Raw genomic sequence first — 21,859 nt, forward strand, 5'->3', positions numbered from 1 at the left:
TTGCGAATAAGACGCCGTGAAGCAAAATGGCGCAACATGTAATGGATTTAGGCTCGGTGCGTTTAAGCACACCAACTGACTTAATGGATTACAGGGCATAGGTGAACCCCAAGAAAAATTCGCGGCCAAAGTATTGCAAGGTGCCGGTTTTCTGCTCGGTACCGAAGTAACTCTTAGTCGGTTCATCTGTGAGGTTATTCACTTGGAACAGTACGTTTAAACCGTCCATTACTTGATAGGAGGCTTGATAGTCCATCACGGTTTCGGAATCGAAGTTCACCACTTGATCGTTAATCGCCACCTGTTCAGAGACAAAAGCATCACGGTAACGAGCGCTGATACGGGTTTCAAAGCCCTCATAGCCATAAAACAAGGTGGCACTGAGCACATTATTCGATAAACCTGGTAAAGATTGAGTCGCACTATCACCGCCTAGGCTGGTAATGGACTGCACCTCACTCTCGGTATAGGAATAACTGGCGTTAAAACCTAAACCAGAAAACAAATCGGGCAAGGAGGCAAACACTTGGGTGTAAGCCAGCTCTAAACCGCGAATGTATCCGCCCTCGGCATTGTTCATTGCAGTAGTGTAAGTGCCATTACTTGTTGAGGTTTGCACTCCAGTAACAGGATCGACGATGTAATCCGGCACGTTGAAGCCATTCCCCTTAAAATCGAAATTGGTGATAGCCACAGTATCAATAAAAGAATCGATATTTTTGTAGAATAGCGCCGCGACAAAGGCGCCTTCATCAAAGTATTTCTCGTAGGAAATATCATATTGATCCGCATAGAAAGGCTTTAAATAGGGGTTATTAGTACTGGAACCATTGATGACCCCATCGCTATTAGCCGTGGCGCTCGCATCTCCCGCCAAGCGGTTAATGGGCGGACGCGACATCACTTTAGCGGCCGCTAAACGGATTTGAGAATCTTCAGTGATCTTAAAACTGAGGTTAATGGACGGTAGATAATCAACATAATCTATCCCTTTGATTTTAGGTGCGTAGTAGTTATTCACTATGCCTAAATCATCGACAATATACTGAGCGCCAAGCTCTGGATGTGCACCGACATTCTCTAAGACAGTTGCAGATTGGTCTGTTTCAACACGGCGTAAACCAAGATTCCCCGTGACTGGAATACCGCCAATCTCGGTATCGAAATTAACCATGGCATAAGCCGCAAACACCTTTTCGAACACCTCACCACTTTGCAATACAGTCCAAGAATAGTTAGTGGTATAGCCCTTAGCATCGAGAACACCATCGGCATTTCCCCAAGTTTGGACTGGCTGTGGGATACCCTCAGGAAACCAAGCCGCTAGCGCAGCGTCGAGATCAATGGCGAGATAAGAGGGAAAATAACTGAACTCACCCTGCCAATCGACGACCGAGGCCATATCAGACGTCAGCTTGAGTGGTGGCTCAGCGCTAGAGAAAGCGCCATCATTGCCATATTCAAATACCGAGCGGCGATTGGAGTAATTGCGGTCCGAGTAACGTACACCAAACTCCACTGAGCTAATGTAATCATTCTCAAGGTCGTATTTAAAATCAAGGCGATAAGCCTTTACTGCATCTTCATTCTCATAGGGATAGATACCGTACTTACTCACCATCACCCGATCCAGATCGGTGAAAGCATCGGCTTGATTAAAGCCCACATCGGGCAAATTAAGCCCGTTAAGTTGATAACTAATCGAGACATTATCATCGAAAACTGGGGTGTCGGCATTAGCATCGACAGCAACGTTCGCCCATAGCAGGCCATTCCTGAAGTTGCTTTTGGCTGAGGAGTAGGAAATATCGGCGGCGATATTCAGTCTGTCTGTCACTTGCCAGTCAGCATTTAAGCCAAAGCTATTCACCTCATCAAAATCTTGGTTATCGTCGTTTACAGTCTCAACTCGGGTATAGCTTTTTGAGGTGCGATTAAAGGTTCCGCCAATAACAGAATTGCCATCGAGTACAGGATTGGCAATCGCAGCGCCTGAGCCACCAAACTTAACCCTGAATCCTCGGGCAAACGATTCGCTATCGAAACGCGATAAAAATGCATCGGCCTTGAGCTTAAAATTATCCCTAGGTGCCCACTCAATCGCGCCCATATAACCGTTGCGAATTTCAACGCCACCAAGGTGCTGTAGCTCAAAACCCTCGCTGATGTACTCATTCGCAGGGGCATCAATAGGACCGTTGGTATCATTAGCCAGTCCATCAACTTCTTTGCTGTCGTTATAAGCCAAACCGATAAATTGGGTCGCAACACTGGGTTGTTTTAGACGGGCATAACCTAACGCCACGCCTAAGTTATCGTCGAAGAACTTACCCTGATAAGACATACTCAATCTGTGGCCATACTCGTCAGCACCATACACTTCACTAGCTCTGTCGTTGTACATACCACGGGCATTGACCAGAAAACTATGGTCTTTATCGGATTGCAGTGGGCTGACTGTTTGCAGTTCAACTGTGCCTGCAACGCCCCCTTCAATGAGTGAGGCTTTAGGGGATTTGTACACAGCGGCGGATGAAATCAGTTCAGACGGGTATTGATCGAACTCGATACTGCGAGTACCACTCGTCGATACCTGTTCACGGCCATTTAAGGTTGAAAAAACAAAACCGCCAGACATACCGCGAATGTTAATTTCCGCCGCTTGTCCACCGGTACGTACCGCTGAAATACCGGGTAAGCGGGTCAGCGCATCCGCCATTGATACATCGGGTAAGGCGCCAAGATCATCTGCCGATAATTGCTCTGAAACTGTGTCGCCGTAACGCTTAGCATCGAGGGAATCAATCAGACTTTTGCTGTAACCTTTAACCTCAATACGTTCGATATTTGCCGCTTCATCGCTGGCTTTTTTGTTGGTTTCGACACTCTTGGTATTCGTGTTGGTATCGTTTTTTATATTGTCGTCTTGAGCTTGTTTGGCCTCCTGTTGAGTTGGCGTAGTCTCTGCTGCAAAGGCTAACTGCGGTGTATACACCACACTAAAGCCTGCTGTAGCGAGAGCCATGGTCAAGACGCTGAGTTTACAATGACGCATTTGGCATTCCCCTATGTCATAACGACTTGTTTTAACCCGATGTTCTATTCACCACATCAATCCAAGAAACATAGGGCAATCAAAGTGTCATACTAACGGTGTAGCGTTTTTCGCCTCAATGGGATGCATACGTATTCATAACCTATCATTCACAATATATTAACCATAAATTTTTAGCCTTTGATTTAAAAGATTTATATTCAAAGCTAAAAAAATACAAAAACACAACCTAGTAACAATCTGCACCTCCGTTAGTCCAAGATCACATATTTATATTCGAATCTAAATGATATCGTTTATCATTTGAATTAACTAAGTTATACTTCTCGCGGTTAGCTATCCCCTGTTAATAGAAATGCATTCACCGTTAAGCCGAGTCTTCTGCCGTTAAACCAGAAAGCTTAAGCGCACGTTGCAGAATTAACCGTAACGGATAGCCATAACGGACCCATATTGGCTCGAAATGAGAAGTGGCACTTATGTCTAATACACCCGCGTTTGAAACGTCAACGCAATCATCTGCAGTGCAAACGCGCTCTTTCTCACTGATTTCACGGGGGATTGTGCAAATTGCGCGATGGTTTAAGCAAGAGCAATCGCAGTTTGCCTTCAAAGTCTTTGCCCGCGCGAGCGCCGCCCTACTGGCGGGTTATATTGCGGCGGCCACCTTGGCTTGTCTGCTCACAGTCGTGCTACCTATGCCCCGCTTCGAAAGCACAATAACGGCCAATATGTTGGCTTTTCTGTTTTATGCCATCGCCATTATTTACGCCTTTTGTGTACGTAAAACCTGGCATGCATGGCGAGATTTAGGCCTAGTGAGTTTGTTATGTTTTGGTTTGCTTCAGGTGTGTGGACAGTAAGATGAAAGAGACATTTTTTAGAACCTTATCTTGGCTACATACTTGGGCAGGTTTGCTCGTGTGTTGGGTGTTATTGTTGATCTTTTTTGCGGGTAGCTTGAGCTATTTCCGCCATGAAATCAGCCTGTGGAACGAACCCGAATTACACCAAGGGGTTTATCAAGACTATCAAGCCGATACGCTCGCAAATCAGCTGGATAAAGGCCAAGATTATATCGCAGCGCATTCGCCCGAATCGGCGCAGCGTTGGATGATAGGTTTTCCGACCGAACGTAAGCCCTTTCAAAGTGTGAGTTGGCAATTGCCACCAGAAAAAGGTCAACGTCGCGGCAAGACTGAAGAACATGTCGCCCTCGCCGATGGCAGCGGCATGATCTCAGAAGTGCGCGCAAGTCGTGGCGGCGATTTCTTCTATCGTCTGCATTTTGACTTGCATTATATGTCCGCAATTACAGCCCGATATATCGTCGGTGTTTGCACTATGTTTATGCTAATTGCCCTTATCAGCGGCATAGTGATCCACAAGCGGATCTTCAAGGATATGTTCAGTTTTAGACGCGACAAGGGCGCCCGATCTTGGTTGGATGCGCACAATGTGAGCTCTGTCATCGCCCTGCCCTACCATCTGATGATCACTTATACCGGGCTTATCACCCTGATGTTGATCTATATTCCCTGGACGGTGGATACCGCCTATTCGGGTGACAACCAAGCCTTTTTAAAAGAGCTGAACCCCGCCAGACAAACCGAGAAAGCCACGGGGATTAGCGCGCCACAGGTGCAACTGAGTCAATTACTGCCGCAGGTGCAAGCCGCTTGGGGCGATGCGCCAATTAAGCAAGTGATAGTGTCATACCCTAACGATCAAAATAGCCAAGTGACCTTTTACCAAAATACAGGTAAAGACGTGACCGATGAGGCCAACATCTTGATATTTAACGGGGTAAATGGTGAGCTTAAGTATGCCAGCCCGCATGAAGCCTCGGGAGCATCCGCTACCTACGACACTATGATGTCGCTACACACGGCGCGTTTTGCCGCCCCGCTATTACGCATATTGTTCTTTTTCTGCGGCCTATTGGGTTGCGCTATGGTTGCTACAGGCACCTTGATGTGGGCCATTCGCCTACGTCAAAAACAACAGAAAACCATAGATAAAGGCGAGAAACCAAGCTTAGGATTACGTCTCGTCGAAGGGTTAAACTTCATGTTTATCTTAGGATTACCTTTAGGCGCGGTGAGCTTCTTTTACGCAAACCGTCTGCTATCGACAAGTTTTGCAGGCCGCTCTGAATGGGAAGTTCACAGCTTCTTTATCGCGTTAGCGGCAATGGGAGTGTGGGCTTTCTTTGGCCGTTCACGTCGTCATTGGCAAACGGCATTGATACTCACAGGCAGTTTGTGCTGTGCACTGCCTGTGCTCAATGCCTTCACTTCGCCGAGTAATCTCATCGATAATATCCAATCCCATCAATGGCCTTTAGTCGGATTTGACGTGCTCGCCATTCTACTTGGCGGCGCTATGCTAATTGCCAGCAAAAGACTAACTTTAATTGCTAAAGCCCCTGCCAAGCGCCCAACAAGACCCGCATTCAATGCGAAGAATACCAAGGCGAATAAGGCGCGCCGCAACGAGTCACAAACATCCCTAGCCAACGAACTTACCTCGCCGTCTTCATTGGAGGAAGCCAAATCATGATGCCAGAATTTATCCCTGTACTTGGGATCTTAGGCTTAAGTTATCTCTCACTTGCCCTGTTCGCCTTAGCTAAGTTTGGGCATTTTAAGGATGTGTTTAACCGTCCACCAGCACAATGGCAAAGCCATTTGCTAACCTTGTTTGCTTGGTTATTACTGGCATTTAGCTTAAGTGCCTGCGCGAGCGATCAAGGCTGGGCCTACGGTAGCATTTTGTTTATGGGGATTATTTCCCTCGCGGCCATGCTGGTCATACTGACGTTAAGCTACAGTCCACGCCATTTACCGATTGGTATCGTGGCTGGCAGCGTACTCACAAGCAGCCTATTACTGAGCGCCGGGCTATAACTTCTGTTGCACTAAGCTATAACTTCCTGCCGCACTGAGCCACAGGTCATGGCTAAGTGCGCACCGCTAGGCTATAGTGCCCTGATGTCCTTCAGATAGGAGAAAATAATGGGCTTTAACTTAACGGTTAACTGGCAAACCTCGCCCGCCGAAGAAGGCGAATTTTGTCGAGACCACAGTATTACCTTTGGCAGCGGCCAGACGATTCAAGCCTCGTCGGCACCGGAATATAAAGGCAATGGGCAGAATGTGAACCCAGAGGAAAGCCTGCTGGCGGCGTTATCCTCATGTCATATGTTGACCTTTCTCGCGATTGCACATCTTAAGCGCTTACCGGTGACGTCCTATGTGGACAATGCCACTGCAGAGCTGGGTAAAAACGAAACGGGCAAGTTGGCCGTCACTAAGATGGTGCTGAATCCTAAGGTCATGTTTGCCGAAGGGATTGAAGTCAGCCAAGAAACCCTTGAGAAAATTCACGAAAAAGCACATGTAAATTGCTTTATCGCCAATAGTTTAGCGACAGATATTCACATCAAGTTCTAAGATTTTTGCTGATATCTACGGCCCGCTAATGGTTTCCTAAGCGGGCTTTTTTATTGCCGCACCGCAGATTATTACCAGTCTGACTCATTGTCATCACCGAATCACCGTCGCCGCCCCCACACAGAGTCTTACCATCCGCATCCCCGAAACCTTTTCCATGGTTCAGCTCATGTCCAGCTTTTAAACCGTACGATGGCTAACTTAGTGCCAACTGTTGGAGTTAAACGATGCACATTCAACCACTGCGACATTCCCCGTCTGTCAGCCCACAAAAAAATGTCTCCAACGCTGAATTTGCACAGGTTAACAATGCCACTCAAACCAGCACACCAGTCTCAACGGATACAGTAACGCTTTCTCGCGATGCAAAACAATTGGCGGCGAATGCGAAAAAACCAGCTGAAATGCCAGCACTGAGGGATAACATAGAAACCTTAGTCGAATTGAAACACGCGAAGATGAAATACCAAGTGATCGCCGATATGACCAATATAGCAACAGGAACAAGCCAAGGGATTTCGGCGCCAACGGCCTATTACCTAAGCCATAACGAAGACGCAAGAGCGATGACAGTTAATCACATTGCCCAACAACAGCAAGTGAACACTATGCAGATTTACGCAGAAACGAGTAAGAATATTAATGAATGGGCATAAAAATGGGTGTTGTCTCGGGAACTAAGAGACAACACCCTAACTTTGTACGCGACTATGCTAACTGAGATACCTTAAATTTTAGTTAAATACTGAATTTAAATATCAATTACTTAGCTTTAATATCCTGTGCCATGCCTTTTGCCGGCAGAGGTTGCGCTTTTAAGGCTGGAACAGGCTGCTTAACCAACTCATCCTTCAAATAACTTATCGCAGTCTCAAGCTGGGCATCTTTACCGTTAAAGGTGGCAAAAGGTAAGTTATCGACTTCGATATCCGGCGTTACACCATGCCCTTCCAGCACCCAGCGACCATCCATTGCATACTGTGGATACTCGGCCACTCGCGCCATACCTTTATCGGTCAGCGAATTTCGCCCAGATAACCACACGCCAGCCCCTGCCGTTTGTTTACCAATTAGCGGTGCAATACCCAGCGCTTTAATTCCCGCTGAGAAGGTTTCACCGTCGGAATAAGTCAACTCATCGGTTAACACGACTAAATGGCCACGGAAGGTTTGCTGCATATTGGTGTTTGGCGTGCCGTGAGTCGGTTGCCAAAACGCCCAAGCGCGGCGCAATAACTTCTCAATAATCCAACTGTCGATATTGCCGCCGCGGTTACGGCGAACGTCGATAATCAAACCGTCTTTATCGTAATTGGTATAAAACTCACGGGCGAAATTTTCAATATCTCCGCCGCCCATGGCATATAAGTGCAAATAACCAATCTTGCCCTTACTCGCATCCTCGACCACTGCCGCGTTATGGCTCACCCAATCTAAATAACGTAATTGGCTGTCCACCATAGCGCTGACGGGCATGACGATGGTTTTATGGGTTTGGCTGCCACGCTTAAGTTGCAGCAATACTTGCTTGTCCTGTTGATTGCGCAATAAACGCGTGACATCAGCCACGTTCGCCACTGGCGTGCCATTGATGGCCAGCAGCACATCGCCTTCTTTGGCATCGACTTCGATACGATTTAACGGTGAAGCGTTAGCTGGCAACTCAGGATCGTTACTGTAAATATGCGCAATTTTAACGCCATCTACAGTTTGCTGTAGGCGCGCACCTAGGCTAGCTGCTTTAGCCGCATCGGGATCTTTGGGGAAATCACCGCCGCGCACCTGTGAGTGTAATGAATCTAATTCGCCCATCATTTGCATGAAGATATCGTTCAGTTCGTTACGGTCAGTCAGGCGGTCAAGCAAAGGTTGATACTTAGCTTTGGTCGCTTGCCAATCGAGGCCCCGCATCTTCTTATCGAAGAAAGATTCTCTGTGCATCAACCAAGCATCTTCAAACATTTGTTGCCATTCAAGCTGGGGAGAAATCGCTAATTGCCATTGATCCGTTTGCACTTTGGCATTGTCGGTATCGCCTAGCTTATCGCCACCGTCGACAATCATTAGCGCCTTGTCATTGCTGAACTTACGCAGCATCAGCTTTTTGCCATCGGCAGAAACCGCATAATGGCCAATATCCTCGGCAAAAACCTCAGCTTTAGGGCTTAATGGATCAAACTTGATGGTCATCAGACTCGGTTCAGCATCATCACCCATCGCTTGGTCGAGCAGATAAAGCCTGCCATCTACGGCGCGCAGTTCACTGTAATTACCTGAATCAACAGGCACTTGCCATAGACGCTGCGAAATACCAGACCAATCGATTTTCACCGGATTCGGTTTATCCTTAGCATCCGTTTTGTCAGCTTGGTTAACGCTGAGTTCATTGGGTTTACTAAAGGGGAATTTGGCATTATTAACTAAGGCGATGGCAAAAATTTGGCTGCGTTTATCAAACACTGGGCCCATGTTTCTATCGCCCCAAGGTGAACTTGGCGTGGCGCTGAATTGGCGATTTGACAGGAAATATAACCACTGGCCGTCACTGCTAAAGGTTGGCGAATAGGATTCGTACTTATCGCTGGTGAGCGTCTCGGCCTTATTTTCATCCACAGAGTAAAGGACAATTTGCGGTCTTTGTTTACCAATTTCTGACTTAGTTAATGCGATAAAACGGCTGTCTCCGGACCAGCGAATATCGGCATAAGGCCCAAGTCCCTCACCATTAGTGATGATTTTTTGATTGATATTTTTCTTTAAGTCGAGCAGCCAAACATTGCCATCGTTATCGTCGTGGGCGATAAATCGACCGTCACTGGACAGACTCAGGCTCATTCTTAAGGTATGGCCATCTTTCGTCAGCTGCTTAGCGCCACTGCTGCCATCGGCGGGGAATTGCCAAATTTCTTGCTGACCTGTCATGTCGCTAATCGCATAAACAGACTTGCCATCTTGACTCAATATCGCTTCTCTCACGCGATAAGTCCCTGGCAGCGCAACTTGCACTAAGCGCGAGCCATCAACACCCGCGATTGCCACATGGCTGCGGGCGGTGATCACCACTTTATCGCCAGCAAGTGCCAAATCGGTAGAGGATGCGTAATCCATAGGATCTTTCACCCAGTGCTCACGGCGCTGGGCAAAATCGGACGTGAGTTCGATATTGAGTAATGCGTCTTTCGCGGCCGCGATATCAAATACATGGATATCAGCGCCCTGCTGGAAGACCACTTTGCCTTGATCCATCTGCGCGCCGCGGACTTGCCAGTCTTTAAATTGGGTCAACTGTTTTGCGTCTGAACCATCGACCGCCATCGACCAGAGGTTGTCGTTACCATCACTGTCGCTGATAAAATAGAGTCTGTCTTGCCATAGCATAGGTTGACGCACTGAGCCGTCGTGCTGGCCGCTGAGCAACTGGGCTTCAGTTTTGCTGCCAAGTTTAAAGCGCCATAATTCGCCCTTTGCGCCGCCACGGTACACTTTGGCATTATCGCCAGTGACTTGCAGGCCAAAGCGTGTGAAGTACACATATTCGTTGCGGTCATCAATCACACCTTCAACCGCATCAGCTAAGGGTAAATCTGTGGTCGTGAGGGTTTTAGGATCGACACTGCGTAGCATCCAATTATTCGCGGGGCCAAAACCACTGTCGGTGGAATATAAAATCTCGCCTTTTGGGGTCCAACCTTGAACCCGCACACGGCTATTCTCAAAACTCACCCGCTTGGCCACACCGCCGGCAACCGGGATCACATACACTTCGCTCGCGCCTTCATAATTGGCCACATAAGCAACCCACTTGCCATCGGCGGAAATGGTCGCACCTAGCTCTTCTGCAGGTAAACTCGTTAAGCGAGTCGCCGCTTTTTGACCTAAGGTCTGAGTCCATAAATCCCCTTCAGCGGTAAAGACTAAGGTTTGATCGTGCAGGGCTGGCGCGCGGTAATATCCTTGATTGCTCACCGCATCGGCAGCGATGGCTTGGGCCGCAGTGAACGTGCCTAGGGCAAGCATGCAGCAGGCGACAGAATGGCGAAGTTTCATGTGTGACCTCTATCCTATTGTTATTTTTAGCAATGGACTCTTTGACTACGAGATTTTGCTAGCAGATTTAGCGAAGATATTCTTACCATGGACTTTTGCAAAATACCGCAATCAAGCCCAAAGCATGACAATTTAGCCCACCAAGCTAGCAGAATTTAATAGAGAGTTCAGTAACTTCGAGTCGAAGAAGTTTTAGCAAATGTGTCACATCTTAAATCGCGGGAAAACAACTGAGTAAAAAACAATACTCTTTAGCGGAAAACACCAAAGATCATAGCGTTACCCTGTTGCATAACGATAAAAATCATCAGGAGTAAGACAGGATTAGCTAACGTGAAGGGCTAGTGTGAAGGGCTAGTGTTTAGGACTAATATTAAGAACTAATGTTAAGGGCTAACGTTAAGGCCTGATTACGGGCTGACGTACAGCGTCTTTAGTGGACTGTTTAGGCGGCTCATATTGGATTGTTTCGCCAGTGACATTTGTTGCCATTTATTGATCACGCGTGCAATTTCACCGTTATCCATCAAGGCCTTAATCGCATGATTAAACTGCTCTAACTGGCTTGGAGTCATACTCGCTTTGCTTAGCATTAAATGGATATGGTTTTGATCTAACACTAACTTGAGCGGCACTAGCTTAATATGTTGATGCTGACTAGCAATATAAGGCATGGCCATAGTATCGCCGACGATCATATCCCCGCGACCATAGGTGAGCATTTGTACCGACTTATCTGAGTCAGGGCTTAACACCAATAAATGCTCCTGCTCTAATCGATATTGAGACTCTTGATAATCGGCGCCATACCAACCGCTTGAAGGCACAAGCAGGCGTAACTTTTTGGTAAAAATGTCCTCCCACTTATCGACATTAATCTGATCTTTTTGCTCATCGAGCACGAATAAGCGCAGCTCTTCGTCTCGATAATAACTGGAAAAATGCGCATAAGCCTGACGTTCATCCGTCATTGTCGCCCCCATCAGCACATCTAATTGCCCAGCTTTCAACATCTGGTGCGATCGCTTAGCTGGCACATTAATAAAATTGATTTTGCAACCAAGATACACGGCAAATGCCCGCATCAGATCCACATCTAAACCTTGTGCTTCTCCTTGGGGATCTTGCCAAGCATAGGGAGGCCAGTCGTTATAACCGACTTTAATGGTTTTTTGACAAGGTAAAGGGCTATTAACCTGCAATGTACTTTGAGCAGGCAAGGCTAAAGAAAGCAAAAATAAGACAGGAACGTATTTAAACAGTGACATAGGCTAAGTTACTTGCCCCTTAAGTTGGCGATCCTCTCCTGATGAAGATGAAGCAAAACAGTTCAACGTCAGGCTTCCACAGTGTTTTAATACCTAAATAAGCGTAGTTGGCACTTAGACAGCGCGCCATAAACACCAGTCAGATCATAGTAATTAACCTAAATAGGGCGTGGAGAATAGCAACAAATAAGGACTGTGGCTAGGGCGTTCAATGTCATCGATTTAATTCACTTAGCCTAAAAACTCAGACTGAATAAATAAGCTCAAGTTAAAGTTAAAATTTAAGCTCGCTAAATCTGACACTTATAAATAACAGCAACAACCTTAGTGGGATCGCCCATATCAGTCTGTAACCAAACGATGTGCGTGCCGCCCAATTGCTCTCCCTGAGCTATGGCAGAATCTTTGGCTTCATCTAGATTATTCTCGCGCCGGCTCACTCCAGTGACGATGGCAAAACTGTCGCAGTGGGTCACTTCAAAATCGTAGGCCACATTTATGCGCCGATATAACTCCCGTTGCTCGGCTGCGCACCCTGAGGCTAAAACGCAAACACAGACACTTAATAAAAAAAATCTAGACAAATCACTCAACCCACTGATTAAACACGCGGGTGAACATAAACAATTAAAACCGATAAAATTGTGAACCAGATCACACTTACATAACCGAATGCAATACAATAAGTTACAAATATTAATTTAATATCATGTAGTTAAACAAAAGTTTTTTTATGCTTGCCTGCAACACAGTTTCATCAATTTATCGTTATCTTGCTTACACCTGTAAAGAGTGCACTTATAAAAAATGCATTTGTAAAAATGTGTACTTATTGGCAATGTATTTATAAAAACGTATTTATCAAAATTGTGCTGATAAAAAAGGGAGCTAAGCTCCCTTCTCTTCTGTAACGCTATGTTATCTCACCGCTAGGCCAATACTTTAAGTACAAGCAGCTTAGGTTAAGATTTTGAACAAGTGCGCTTTCAGTCCGGCAAAGTCTGCGGGTAACTCTGCAGATAAAATTGTCTTAGTCGCCACCGTCTCAAGCTCGGCCGGTAGGGGTAAGTCAAGCTTTAGCTCCCTATCTACGACATCCTTAAATTTAGCGGGATGCGCCGTCCCTAGAAATATGCCCACTTCGTCGGGCACTAAGGTTAAAGATAATGCCTTAGCTGCAATCGCCGCATGGGGCTCAGACACATAACCTTGAGCATATAACTCGGCTAATGCCTGTGAGGTTTGCTCCTCGGATAAACGGATCCCCACTAAGTTACTCAGTGGCCAGCCTAACTTCTCACAAATCGCTTCTACTCGCGGCCAGTTACTGGGCTCACTCACATCCATCGCATTGGACATGGTCGCTTGAGTCGGATTGGGCTGCCATTGACCATTGTCTAAGTAACGCGGCACAGTATCGTTAACATTGGTGGCGGCGATAAAGCGTTTAACCGGTAACCCCATGGCTTTGGCGAATAAACCCGCCGTCAGGTTACCAAAGTTACCGCTTGGCACTGAAATCACAGGATCGGCACTGTGGCGCAGCTTAGACTGGGCAACCGCTTCAAAGTAATAGCAAATTTGCGCGAGTAAGCGGCTGATGTTGATAGAATTTGCCGAGTTTAAGCTCAGCCCATCGCGGACTTCTGGATCATCAAAGGCGCGTTTAACCAGATCTTGGCAGGCATCAAAGTCAGACTCGATAGCGACTGTGTGGATATTTTTGCCTAGAGTCGTGAACATCTTCTCCTGTAGCTCACTGATCTTGCCCTTAGGATAGAGCACCACCACATTGACTTTCTCAAGCCCATAAAAGGCATCAGCCACCGCGGCGCCAGTGTCACCGGAAGTCGCAGTCAGAATGGTTAAACGTGTGTCGCCGACAAAGGCATTGACGCATTGCGCCATAAAACGCGCACCAAAATCTTTAAATGCCAGAGTAGGACCGTGAAACAGTTCGAGGCAAGCGCGCTGCTCATCGACGGCAACCAAAGGTAAATCGAAGTTAAAGGCACGCTCAACCAGTTCATCGACCGCATCTTGGCCTAATTCAGAGGCAAGCCATGCACCGAGCACTTTTTTACTGCGCTCAACGAATGGCAGCGCCAGTAACCCTTCAATATCGTCTAATACGGGTATTTGGGTGGGGAAGAATAAACCTCTGTCTTTACCTAACCCCAATTGTACCGCTTCTTTAAAGCTCACTTTCTGCGAAGGGTGTTTTAAATTATATAGTTCCATGTTAACTCAACCTTTTGATGCTAAAGCTTAAATGCGAATTCTGGTGCTTAGTCTTAACTAAATTAACGATTAATCGACCCTGCGCGTGCCTTGCTCATCGAGGCGACATACATGGGCAAAGCCACCCGCCTCGGTGAGATAATGCTGCTCTAACCAGACTTTAGCGGCGTTGGCCGCGGCTAAATCATCGGTTATCGAAAACAAGGTTGGGCCACTGCCCGAAATCCCCGTAGTCAACATGCCTAAATCGGCTAAAGCAACTCTGGCATTGTCGTAACCCGGAATCGCAGCTGCGCGGTAAGGCTCGGCTAACACATCTTTTAATACGCTGATCGCAAGCTTGGCATTCTGCTGGTAAGAGGCATGTACAAAGGCACTTAAATAACGACCAAAATCGATAGTGACACTTTTATCGTATTGATCAGGCATGAGTTTACGCATCATCGCCGTCGAGAGTGAAATCCCTGGATAGGCTACAACCCAATACCATTCTTTAAAACTCGGTATTGCTTCACAAACAGTGCCCGGCACATTGAGCATCAATTGCATGCCGCCCAAATAACAGGGGGCGACGTTGTCATAGTGCACACTGCCGCTGATCTTCCCTTCAAACTCGCCCATCAACTCCAACAAAGCTTGCTCGTTATAGGGTCGATTAAAATGTTCATTCAAGGCATATAACGCCGCCACGACTGAACTGGCACTAGATCCTAAACCACTGCCGACGGGCAGGTTCTTTTCCAGTGTCAGTGCCACGCCTTCACCTGCTTTACCCTGTGCTTCTAAATACTCCTTACTCAGGGCGGTTAAGAAGAATTCGGCACATTGGTACACTATATTGTCTTTTGGATTATCAGGCAGTTTATGGGCCCAAGCGCCGGTTTGTGTCAGGCTCACACCCGATTCTGCCGCCGCGATAGTCACTCTATCGCCGAGTAAACTGCCGTCTATCGGCGCCAAAGCGGCGCCCAATAAATCAAATCCGACTCCCACGTTACCCATAGAGGCTGGAGCGTAAACCGTCAAACTCATACACTCACCTCACGAGTCCAATTCAAAGTTCTTAATACATCGGCAAAGGCACCAGCAGCAGTCACTTCCGTTCCCGCGCCATAACCGCGCAGCACAAAGGGAATAGGTTGATAATAACGGCTGTAGAATGCCAAGGCATTTTCACCGCCTTTAACGCTGTAAAGCGGATCATTTGCATCGACTTCGGCGATACGCACACGGCAGACGCCATCTTCAATTTGCCCCACATAACGCAACACTTTACCTTGGTCTTTGGCCTGCGCCACTTTAGCGGCAATAGCAGCATCAACCTGCGGCAAACGCACCATAAAACTCTCAACATCACCTGAATCATCAAACTCGTCGGGCAATACAGATTCAACCTGCACGTCACTGAGTTCTAGCTTTAGTCCCACTTCACGGGCAAGAATGAGCACCTTACGTGCCACATCCATACCGCTCAAATCATCACGGGGATCGGGCTCAGTAAAACATTTTTCCCGCGCAAGACCTGTCGCCTCGGAAAGCGTCATACCTTCATCGAGCATGCCGAAAATAAAGGATAAAGAGCCCGATAAAATACCGTTAAACTTATGCAGTTTGTCACCCGCAAATAACAGTTTTTTCAGATTATCGATCACAGGCAAACCCGCGCCGACTGTGGTTTCGTATAAAAATTGGCGGCGCTGTTTTAAGGCCGTTTGGCGCAGTGCTTGATAATAGGCATAATCGCGAGTGTTCGACTTTTTGTTCGGCGTGACCACATGCAAACCTGAGTTCATCACATCCAAATACAGATCCGATACTTGCTCGCTCGAAGTACAATCCACCAGCACTGGATTAAGCAATTGTTGCTCTTTCACCCATGCCAGTAACGCTGGGATATCGCAGGCTTGCTGACTATCGGCAAGCAAACTAGACCAGTTGCTTAAATCGATACCCGCGCTGTCGAGTAACATCTTGTTCGAATTTACTATGCCACAAACACGGATACTGATGTGCTGCTCTTTGAGCATGGCGGACTGTTGTTTTATCTGCTCGAGCAGGCCCGCGCCCACGTTGCCGCATCCCACTAAAAACACATCTAAATATTGCTGCACATCGAAAAAGCCTTGATGACAAGCCGCCACCGCATGCTTAGTCTTACGCTGCTCGATCACAGTCGAAATCGAGCGCTCGGACGATCCTTGGGCGATGGCGATAATGTTCACGCTTGCCTGCGCTAACGCTTGGAAGAAACGCGCCGCTACCCCTTTGTGGGTGCGCATGCCATCACCAATCAATGAAACAATTGCCAGCTCATGACGCATAGCGATAGGCTCAAGCAAATCACTTTTTATTTCTAATTCAAACTCTTGCTCTAAAGCCCACTTCACTTTGGCCGAATCAGACGTGGCCACACAGAAACTAATGCTGTATTCAGAAGAACTTTGGGTGATTAAAGACACTGACACGCCGCTGCGGGAAATCGCCGCTAAAGTACGGCTCGCCATGCCAACCATGCCTTTCATACCAGGGCCTGATATATCGAACATGGTCTGGTTATCTAAATTGGAGATAGCTTTAACCTGCAAGCCGGTTTCATCGGCTTGATTGGAAACCAAAGTGCCGGGCGCATCAGGATTAAAACTGTTTTTGATATAACAGGGAATATGGAACTGGGCGATGGGTGCAATCGTCTTAGGATGTAATACCTTAGCACCAAAATAGGAAAGCTCCATTGCCTCTTGATAGCTCAATTGTGACAACAACTTGGCATCGGCAACTACCCTAGGATCGGTATTATAAACACCGTCAACATCGGTCCAGATTTCGCAGCTCGAAGCATCCAAACAGGCGGCGAGCACGGCAGCAGAATAGTCAGAACCATTACGGCCTAACGTCACCACTTTGCCCTGTTCATCAGCGGCGGTGAATCCCGGCATCACCCATACGCGTTTTTCACCTAATGCCAACGCGCGAAACCTTGGCTTACTCACAGCGATATCAACGACAGATTCTAACGGACGACCACGACCTAAAAATAAGGCGCGTGGGTCAAGCTGAGCCGACGTGATCCCCTTTGATATCATCACTTGTTCCATCAAGGCTGCAGATAAACGCTCACCTGCGACCACAATTTCGGCGCGAATACCATCGGGACACTCTTGCAGTAATCCGATACCACGTAATCTATCCTGCCAGATCACTAGCTGGGCATTGAGTCCAGAAAAAAGCTGTTCGCTTTGCTCACTCGACAACACTGAGTTAACGGCGTCTTGGTACAGCGAAGTAAATACCCGCTCAACGTGCTGCAGCACAGGTAAATATTCTTCACCTTTAACGGCTACGTCGACCATTTCTAATAACGCATTGGTCACAGTTGCAGGGGCCGATAGCACTGTGGCTACGGGTTCTAGCTTAGATGACTTGGCAACGATATCCGCAGCCATCGAGAATCGCTGCCAATTTGCAAGCGAGGTACCACCAAATTTCATTACTTTCATCTTGTTCTCCTGTACCGCGCCCGACTTAGAAATAAGAGCTATAAACAAAAAAGCCCGCTTCTTTGTGGGAAGCGGGCTCATTGTTAAAATTCTTTAGGGTGTATCAGCCCGCCCCCACTGTTGTTGTAGTGGTGGTTGTAATAATGGTAGTTACTACGAAACCTAGGCTATGCATGTGTTTGGGCTAATCCATGTTAATTTCTTGATAAACAGAATTGCTTTTTTTACCCGCGCTTGTCAACCCCTAAAATGGATTATTTATCCGCAAATCTTCACACTCGATAAAATACTGTATCAAGATTAGTTAATATAAAGTTTTCTAGGGGTAAAAATGCGATTTATGCAACAGATAACTGTTGACGTTAACGTAATAAAGCGAGAAAACTATTGGATAATCACTTATTTTTCAGATAATTATTTATAGTTCACTTTTAACTAATGCGTTATTTGTTCTATCTCATCACTCAGGCCAAATTGACAGGCTAATGAGCAAAAATCACATTACACATGCTGCAATGCGTAAAACAGGCTTTAATCTGCCGAAAAAAAAGCTGTGCGATATCTAACATAAGCCACTTCAAATTATCGCCAGCACTAAAAAAGCACGTTATTATGCGCGCACATTCCGAATTGGAGGCGATATGAAGATCACTCAACACAGCGCGGTAACCATTCATTACCGTTTATCAGATCAAGAAGGCAGACTATTAGAAGACTCTTTCGACTCTGAACCTATGCTATATCTGCACGGCACTGAAAACCTGATCCCAGGTTTAGAAGCCGCATTAGATGGTAAAACCAAAGGCGAAAAACTCGATGTCACTATTAGTGCCGAAGAAGCCTATGGCCCTTACCACGATGGCCTACGTCAAGCCGTGCCATTAGAAGCCTTTGGTGATATCGAAGATATCGTTCCAGGTATGCGCTTTATCGCCGAAACTGAAATGGGTCAACGCCCAGTTCAAGTCATGGAAGTGAAAGACGATGTGGTTATCGTCGATGGCAACCATCCTTTAGCGGGCCAATCGCTCAATTTCAGCGTCGAAATCGTTGACGTTCGCGAAGCCTCTGCCGAAGAAATCGCCCATGGCCACATTCATGCCCAAGGCGGTTGTGGAAGCCATGGACATGATCACGATCACGGCGGTGGATGCTGTGGCGGTTCAGGCAAAGAAGAAGCTGGCGGCTGTTGTGGTGGGTCAGACCACGATCATGGACATCACCATGAAGATCACGAAGCCTGTGACACACCTAAAACAGGTTGTGACGGCAATGGCGGCTGTGGTTGCCGCGGTTAAATACAGATTCTTGCCCAAGGTGAGCTAGAAATAGCTTATCCCTAAGCGATTGAACTGCCATAGTTTAACCTTTGAAGATGCGCGCCCTTAATTTAAGGTCGTGCATTTTTTATACGCAAGCGTTTATACTATTCGTAATAGATAAATAACTGACTGGTAAATTGAAGTATTCAAATTTTATATGAATATTTTCAATTAGATATTGATATCAACCTGAGTTAAGCGACGGAGTGCTTATGTTAACCAAACCCCTTTACGAGATTTTGCCTTTTGGCTACATGGCGCTCGGCAGTTCGAGTTTCATTGCACTCGACATCAACTATGCCCTAGCTGCGGCAACGGTAGTGTTCGTCTTAGGCGCAAGGATCTACGTTATGCGTTCTCAAAACCGTCGAACAGACTCGGTAAGACGTCGTAAGTCGGGCTATCTTCCCGAGATGATTTATAACTTCTTACCTTTTATCTATCTCATAGCGGCATTGGCTATCTTTAAATTCCTTCCCAAAGACCTTTACCCAATTCTGGCCATCTGCTTACTTAGTTATGGCTTATATATTCTGGTGCGTCGTTCACTCTATCGTCGCCATAAGCTGCCCATCACGCCTTAAGGCTGTTACCAAAACAAGCACAAATGATGTCCACAGGGCTTGTTTTCATAAGAGTACTAACCAATCAATTTTTGAACTTTCGCTCTATGGTCGGGAGACATATTTTTCAAGTAATTAGAGCAACGGGTGATCGTCGCAATACTCACTTCATATTCTGCAGCTATGTGCCTTTGGCTCATATCCCCATCCAATAACAACTGAAATACCTTTAAGCGTCCGGCAACGGCACTACGCTCTTCTTCGGTTAACAGTAAATGAAACAACACAGAAAGATCTTCATAATTGCTGTGGCTCAAAATCTTTTCTAATACTAGATCCCAGTTTGCTCGCATAATAACCCTCATAAGTACTGTTCAAGCATTACATTGGCAGTCTAACAGATTTAACTCCAGCACGGTCTACTTGATTGCTCTCCTCAAACGGATACTAAACCACAGCTAAGACGCTCAATACTGACACTGTGACACCTACACGCATATCTAACACCAATAATATTAAATATCTATTCATTCAGTGGGAGTTCAACGCGCTTTAGACAAGGCGAAGGCTTGAAAGCATAGTGGTCTCTGTCAAAAGCCTTGAACGCAGCATGAAGCGCGTTTCCATGCCGTTAACATCTGCCGCCCTTAGGAGGCCTCATAAACATCCCACTCCCGTGTTGCATTGACTTCTTCTACGCCAATGCGCCTTGGATTGAGATGGCTGTGAGGCTCTGAACTGATTAAATACTTCATGTGATTGGTATAAGGCAAAAGATGGTGATACCAAGAGAATTAGGCAGAAGCGGAGAAAGCCAAAACGGGTTAAACCGCCACAGATTTAAAAATAAAAAAGCCCTGCAATTTCTTGCAGGGCTTATCTATATGGTGCGCGTGGAAGGAGTCGAACCTCCGACCGCCTGGTTCGTAGCCAGGTACTCTATCCAGCTGAGCTACACGCGCAAACTCGTTTTTGTACTTCTAATAGATCCAATCATGATTGAGTCTAGGATAAGCACTTTTATCTCGCAAATTTATTCTATTCCCCTCGACTAAGAGAATAGAATGGCGGAGAAGGAGGGATTCGAACCCTCGATGGGAGTTAAAGCCCATACTCCCTTAGCAGGGGAGCGCCTTCGGCCACTCGGCCACCTCTCCGCATTTAACGCTTTAAATCAACAAGACGAATCTCGTTAACTATATTGGTGCGCGTGGAAGGAGTCGAACCTCCGACCGCCTGGTTCGTAGCCAGGTACTCTATCCAGCTGAGCTACACGCGCATGTTAAACGGTAAAACACTAATACGAGCTAAATCATATTAATTTAAATTGGTGCGCGTGGAAGGAGTCGAACCTCCGACCGCCTGGTTCGTAGCCAGGTACTCTATCCAGCTGAGCTACACGCGCATGTTAAACGGTAAACATTAATACGACCGAAATCATATTAATTTAAATTGGTGCGCGTGGAAGGAGTCGAACCTCCGACCGCCTGGTTCGTAGCCAGGTACTCTATCCAGCTGAGCTACACGCGCATTTTAACATTTTGCTATAAGCAATTATCTACAAAATTTCTAACTGAAATTCAAAACTGATGAGTTAAAGATTAACTAATGCAGAGATGGTGCGCGTGGAAGGAGTCGAACCTCCGACCGCCTGGTTCGTAGCCAGGTACTCTATCCAGCTGAGCTACACGCGCGACTTGTATCTAAATTTACTCTTACATCAAACACTAATAAAAATGGTGCGCGTGGAAGGAGTCGAACCTCCGACCGCCTGGTTCGTAGCCAGGTACTCTATCCAGCTGAGCTACACGCGCACTGTTTTCTATCGGTAAGAAATGGCGGAGAAGGAGGGATTCGAACCCTCGATGGGAGTTAAAGCCCATACTCCCTTAGCAGGGGAGCGCCTTCGGCCACTCGGCCACCTCTCCGTTTTCTTGGCGCACATATTACTGTTTGACGAAAATAAGTCAAACCCTTTTTCCGAAACAGATTCCATTTGAACTGTTTTTAATCACATTGCTGTTATATCAAGCCAATGTATTGATTTACGCCAATCTTTCGGTCTAAAAAATAAAAAAGCCAGTTAAAAAACTGACTCTTCTGTTACCGTAATACTCTTGCCAAGACAAGGTACTAAAAGTTACCACCTTCCGATGGTGTACCTGATTTTTCAGATTGAATGCGTTGGTAGATTTCTTCACGGTGAACAGAAACCTCTTTTGGTGCATTCACACCAATACGCACTTGATTGCCTTTTACCCCTAGCACTGTAACTGTGACTTCATCACCAATCATCAGTGTTTCGCCAACACGACGAGTCAAAATCAGCATTCGATAGCTCCTTTATTTCTTAATTCAGCTTACACACGGCACTCATCCGGTAGATGGGCTTATTATAAGGTCAGCTTAGT

16 protein-coding genes and 8 tRNA genes are annotated in these 21,859 nt (G+C 46.6%); 7 read left to right on the plus strand and 17 right to left on the minus strand.

What is annotated here, in order from left to right:
- Positions 1-88: 88 nt before the first annotated feature.
- Positions 89-3,055 (minus strand): TonB-dependent receptor, encoded by a 2,967-nt coding sequence (locus tag Q4Q50_RS00980; protein ID WP_311897945.1) that lies wholly within the window; start codon positions 3,053-3,055, stop codon positions 89-91.
- 479 nt (positions 3,056-3,534) lie between these two features.
- On the opposite strand from Q4Q50_RS00980, the gene Q4Q50_RS00985 reads away from it, so the two are divergent.
- The 5 genes from Q4Q50_RS00985 (at position 3,535) to Q4Q50_RS01005 (ending at position 7,166) form a co-directional block, all read left to right on the plus strand.
- The gene (locus tag Q4Q50_RS00985; RefSeq protein ID WP_006085094.1) at positions 3,535-3,918 is read left to right on the plus strand and encodes a DUF3649 domain-containing protein; all 384 of its coding nucleotides are present in this window, start codon (positions 3,535-3,537) and stop codon (positions 3,916-3,918) included.
- 1 nt (position 3,919) lies between these two features.
- The gene (locus tag Q4Q50_RS00990; protein WP_311897946.1) at positions 3,920-5,617 is read left to right on the plus strand and encodes a PepSY-associated TM helix domain-containing protein; all 1,698 of its coding nucleotides are present in this window, start codon (positions 3,920-3,922) and stop codon (positions 5,615-5,617) included.
- A complete protein-coding gene (locus Q4Q50_RS00995) occupies positions 5,614-5,964 on the plus strand; it encodes a DUF3325 domain-containing protein (RefSeq protein ID WP_006080813.1) in 351 nt (116 codons plus the stop codon). Before Q4Q50_RS00990 ends, Q4Q50_RS00995 begins: the two co-directional genes overlap by 4 nt.
- A 108-nt stretch (positions 5,965-6,072) precedes the next feature.
- Complete coding sequence (locus tag Q4Q50_RS01000) at positions 6,073-6,510, plus strand: OsmC family protein (protein WP_012588247.1); 438 nt, start codon at positions 6,073-6,075, stop codon at positions 6,508-6,510.
- 227 nt (positions 6,511-6,737) lie between these two features.
- Positions 6,738-7,166: a flagellar biosynthesis anti-sigma factor FlgM gene (locus Q4Q50_RS01005; RefSeq protein WP_311897948.1), complete on the plus strand. Its 429-nt coding sequence runs from the start codon at positions 6,738-6,740 to the stop codon at positions 7,164-7,166.
- A gap of 106 nt (positions 7,167-7,272) precedes the next feature.
- Here Q4Q50_RS01005 and Q4Q50_RS01010 read toward each other — a convergent pair whose 3' ends face one another.
- The 6 genes from Q4Q50_RS01010 to thrA form a co-directional block, all read right to left on the minus strand.
- On the minus strand, positions 7,273-10,557 hold the full coding sequence (locus tag Q4Q50_RS01010; protein ID WP_311897949.1) for a S41 family peptidase: 3,285 nt from the start codon (positions 10,555-10,557) through the stop codon (positions 7,273-7,275).
- A gap of 410 nt (positions 10,558-10,967) precedes the next feature.
- Positions 10,968-11,825, minus strand: coding sequence for a substrate-binding periplasmic protein (locus tag Q4Q50_RS01015; protein ID WP_311897951.1), 858 nt, complete (start codon positions 11,823-11,825; stop codon positions 10,968-10,970).
- Positions 11,826-12,115: 290 nt separating this feature from the next.
- Complete coding sequence (locus Q4Q50_RS01020) at positions 12,116-12,418, minus strand: hypothetical protein (RefSeq protein ID WP_311897952.1); 303 nt, start codon at positions 12,416-12,418, stop codon at positions 12,116-12,118.
- A gap of 364 nt (positions 12,419-12,782) precedes the next feature.
- Positions 12,783-14,066: a threonine synthase gene (gene thrC, locus Q4Q50_RS01025; protein ID WP_311897954.1), complete on the minus strand. Its 1,284-nt coding sequence runs from the start codon at positions 14,064-14,066 to the stop codon at positions 12,783-12,785.
- A 69-nt stretch (positions 14,067-14,135) separates the two neighbouring features.
- Positions 14,136-15,098, minus strand: a complete 963-nt coding sequence (thrB, locus tag Q4Q50_RS01030; protein ID WP_311897956.1) for a homoserine kinase — start codon at positions 15,096-15,098, stop codon at positions 14,136-14,138.
- Positions 15,095-17,563, minus strand: coding sequence for a bifunctional aspartate kinase/homoserine dehydrogenase I (gene thrA, locus Q4Q50_RS01035; protein WP_311897957.1), 2,469 nt, complete (start codon positions 17,561-17,563; stop codon positions 15,095-15,097). Before thrA ends, thrB begins: the two co-directional genes overlap by 4 nt.
- A 641-nt stretch (positions 17,564-18,204) precedes the next feature.
- Here thrA and slyD point away from each other — a divergent pair.
- Both slyD and Q4Q50_RS01045 read left to right on the plus strand, forming a co-directional pair.
- Positions 18,205-18,861 (plus strand): peptidylprolyl isomerase, encoded by a 657-nt coding sequence (slyD, locus tag Q4Q50_RS01040; RefSeq protein ID WP_063882753.1) that lies wholly within the window; start codon positions 18,205-18,207, stop codon positions 18,859-18,861.
- A gap of 236 nt (positions 18,862-19,097) precedes the next feature.
- The gene (locus tag Q4Q50_RS01045) at positions 19,098-19,469 is read left to right on the plus strand and encodes a hypothetical protein (RefSeq protein WP_311897958.1); all 372 of its coding nucleotides are present in this window, start codon (positions 19,098-19,100) and stop codon (positions 19,467-19,469) included.
- A 56-nt stretch (positions 19,470-19,525) separates the two neighbouring features.
- Here Q4Q50_RS01045 and trpR read toward each other — a convergent pair whose 3' ends face one another.
- The 10 genes from trpR to csrA form a co-directional block, all read right to left on the minus strand.
- Complete coding sequence (gene trpR, locus Q4Q50_RS01050) at positions 19,526-19,801, minus strand: trp operon repressor (RefSeq protein ID WP_063882757.1); 276 nt, start codon at positions 19,799-19,801, stop codon at positions 19,526-19,528.
- A gap of 532 nt (positions 19,802-20,333) precedes the next feature.
- Positions 20,334-20,410: transfer RNA gene (locus Q4Q50_RS01055), tRNA-Arg, on the minus strand.
- Between the two features lie 103 nt (positions 20,411-20,513).
- A tRNA-Ser gene (locus tag Q4Q50_RS01060) sits at positions 20,514-20,605 on the minus strand.
- 45 nt (positions 20,606-20,650) lie between these two features.
- Positions 20,651-20,727, minus strand: a tRNA-Arg gene (locus tag Q4Q50_RS01065).
- Positions 20,728-20,776: 49 nt separating this feature from the next.
- Positions 20,777-20,853 (minus strand) — tRNA-Arg (locus tag Q4Q50_RS01070).
- Between the two features lie 48 nt (positions 20,854-20,901).
- Positions 20,902-20,978: transfer RNA gene (locus Q4Q50_RS01075), tRNA-Arg, on the minus strand.
- A gap of 87 nt (positions 20,979-21,065) precedes the next feature.
- Positions 21,066-21,142 (minus strand) — tRNA-Arg (locus tag Q4Q50_RS01080).
- Positions 21,143-21,185: 43 nt separating this feature from the next.
- A tRNA-Arg gene (locus Q4Q50_RS01085) sits at positions 21,186-21,262 on the minus strand.
- Positions 21,263-21,284: 22 nt separating this feature from the next.
- A tRNA-Ser gene (locus tag Q4Q50_RS01090) sits at positions 21,285-21,376 on the minus strand.
- Between the two features lie 205 nt (positions 21,377-21,581).
- Positions 21,582-21,779, minus strand: coding sequence for a carbon storage regulator CsrA (gene csrA, locus Q4Q50_RS01095; protein WP_006082602.1), 198 nt, complete (start codon positions 21,777-21,779; stop codon positions 21,582-21,584).
- Positions 21,780-21,859 lie beyond the last annotated feature (80 nt).

The sequence above is a fragment of the Shewanella scandinavica genome (assembly GCF_031932065.1).
GTDB classification, from domain to species: domain Bacteria; phylum Pseudomonadota; class Gammaproteobacteria; order Enterobacterales; family Shewanellaceae; genus Shewanella; species Shewanella baltica.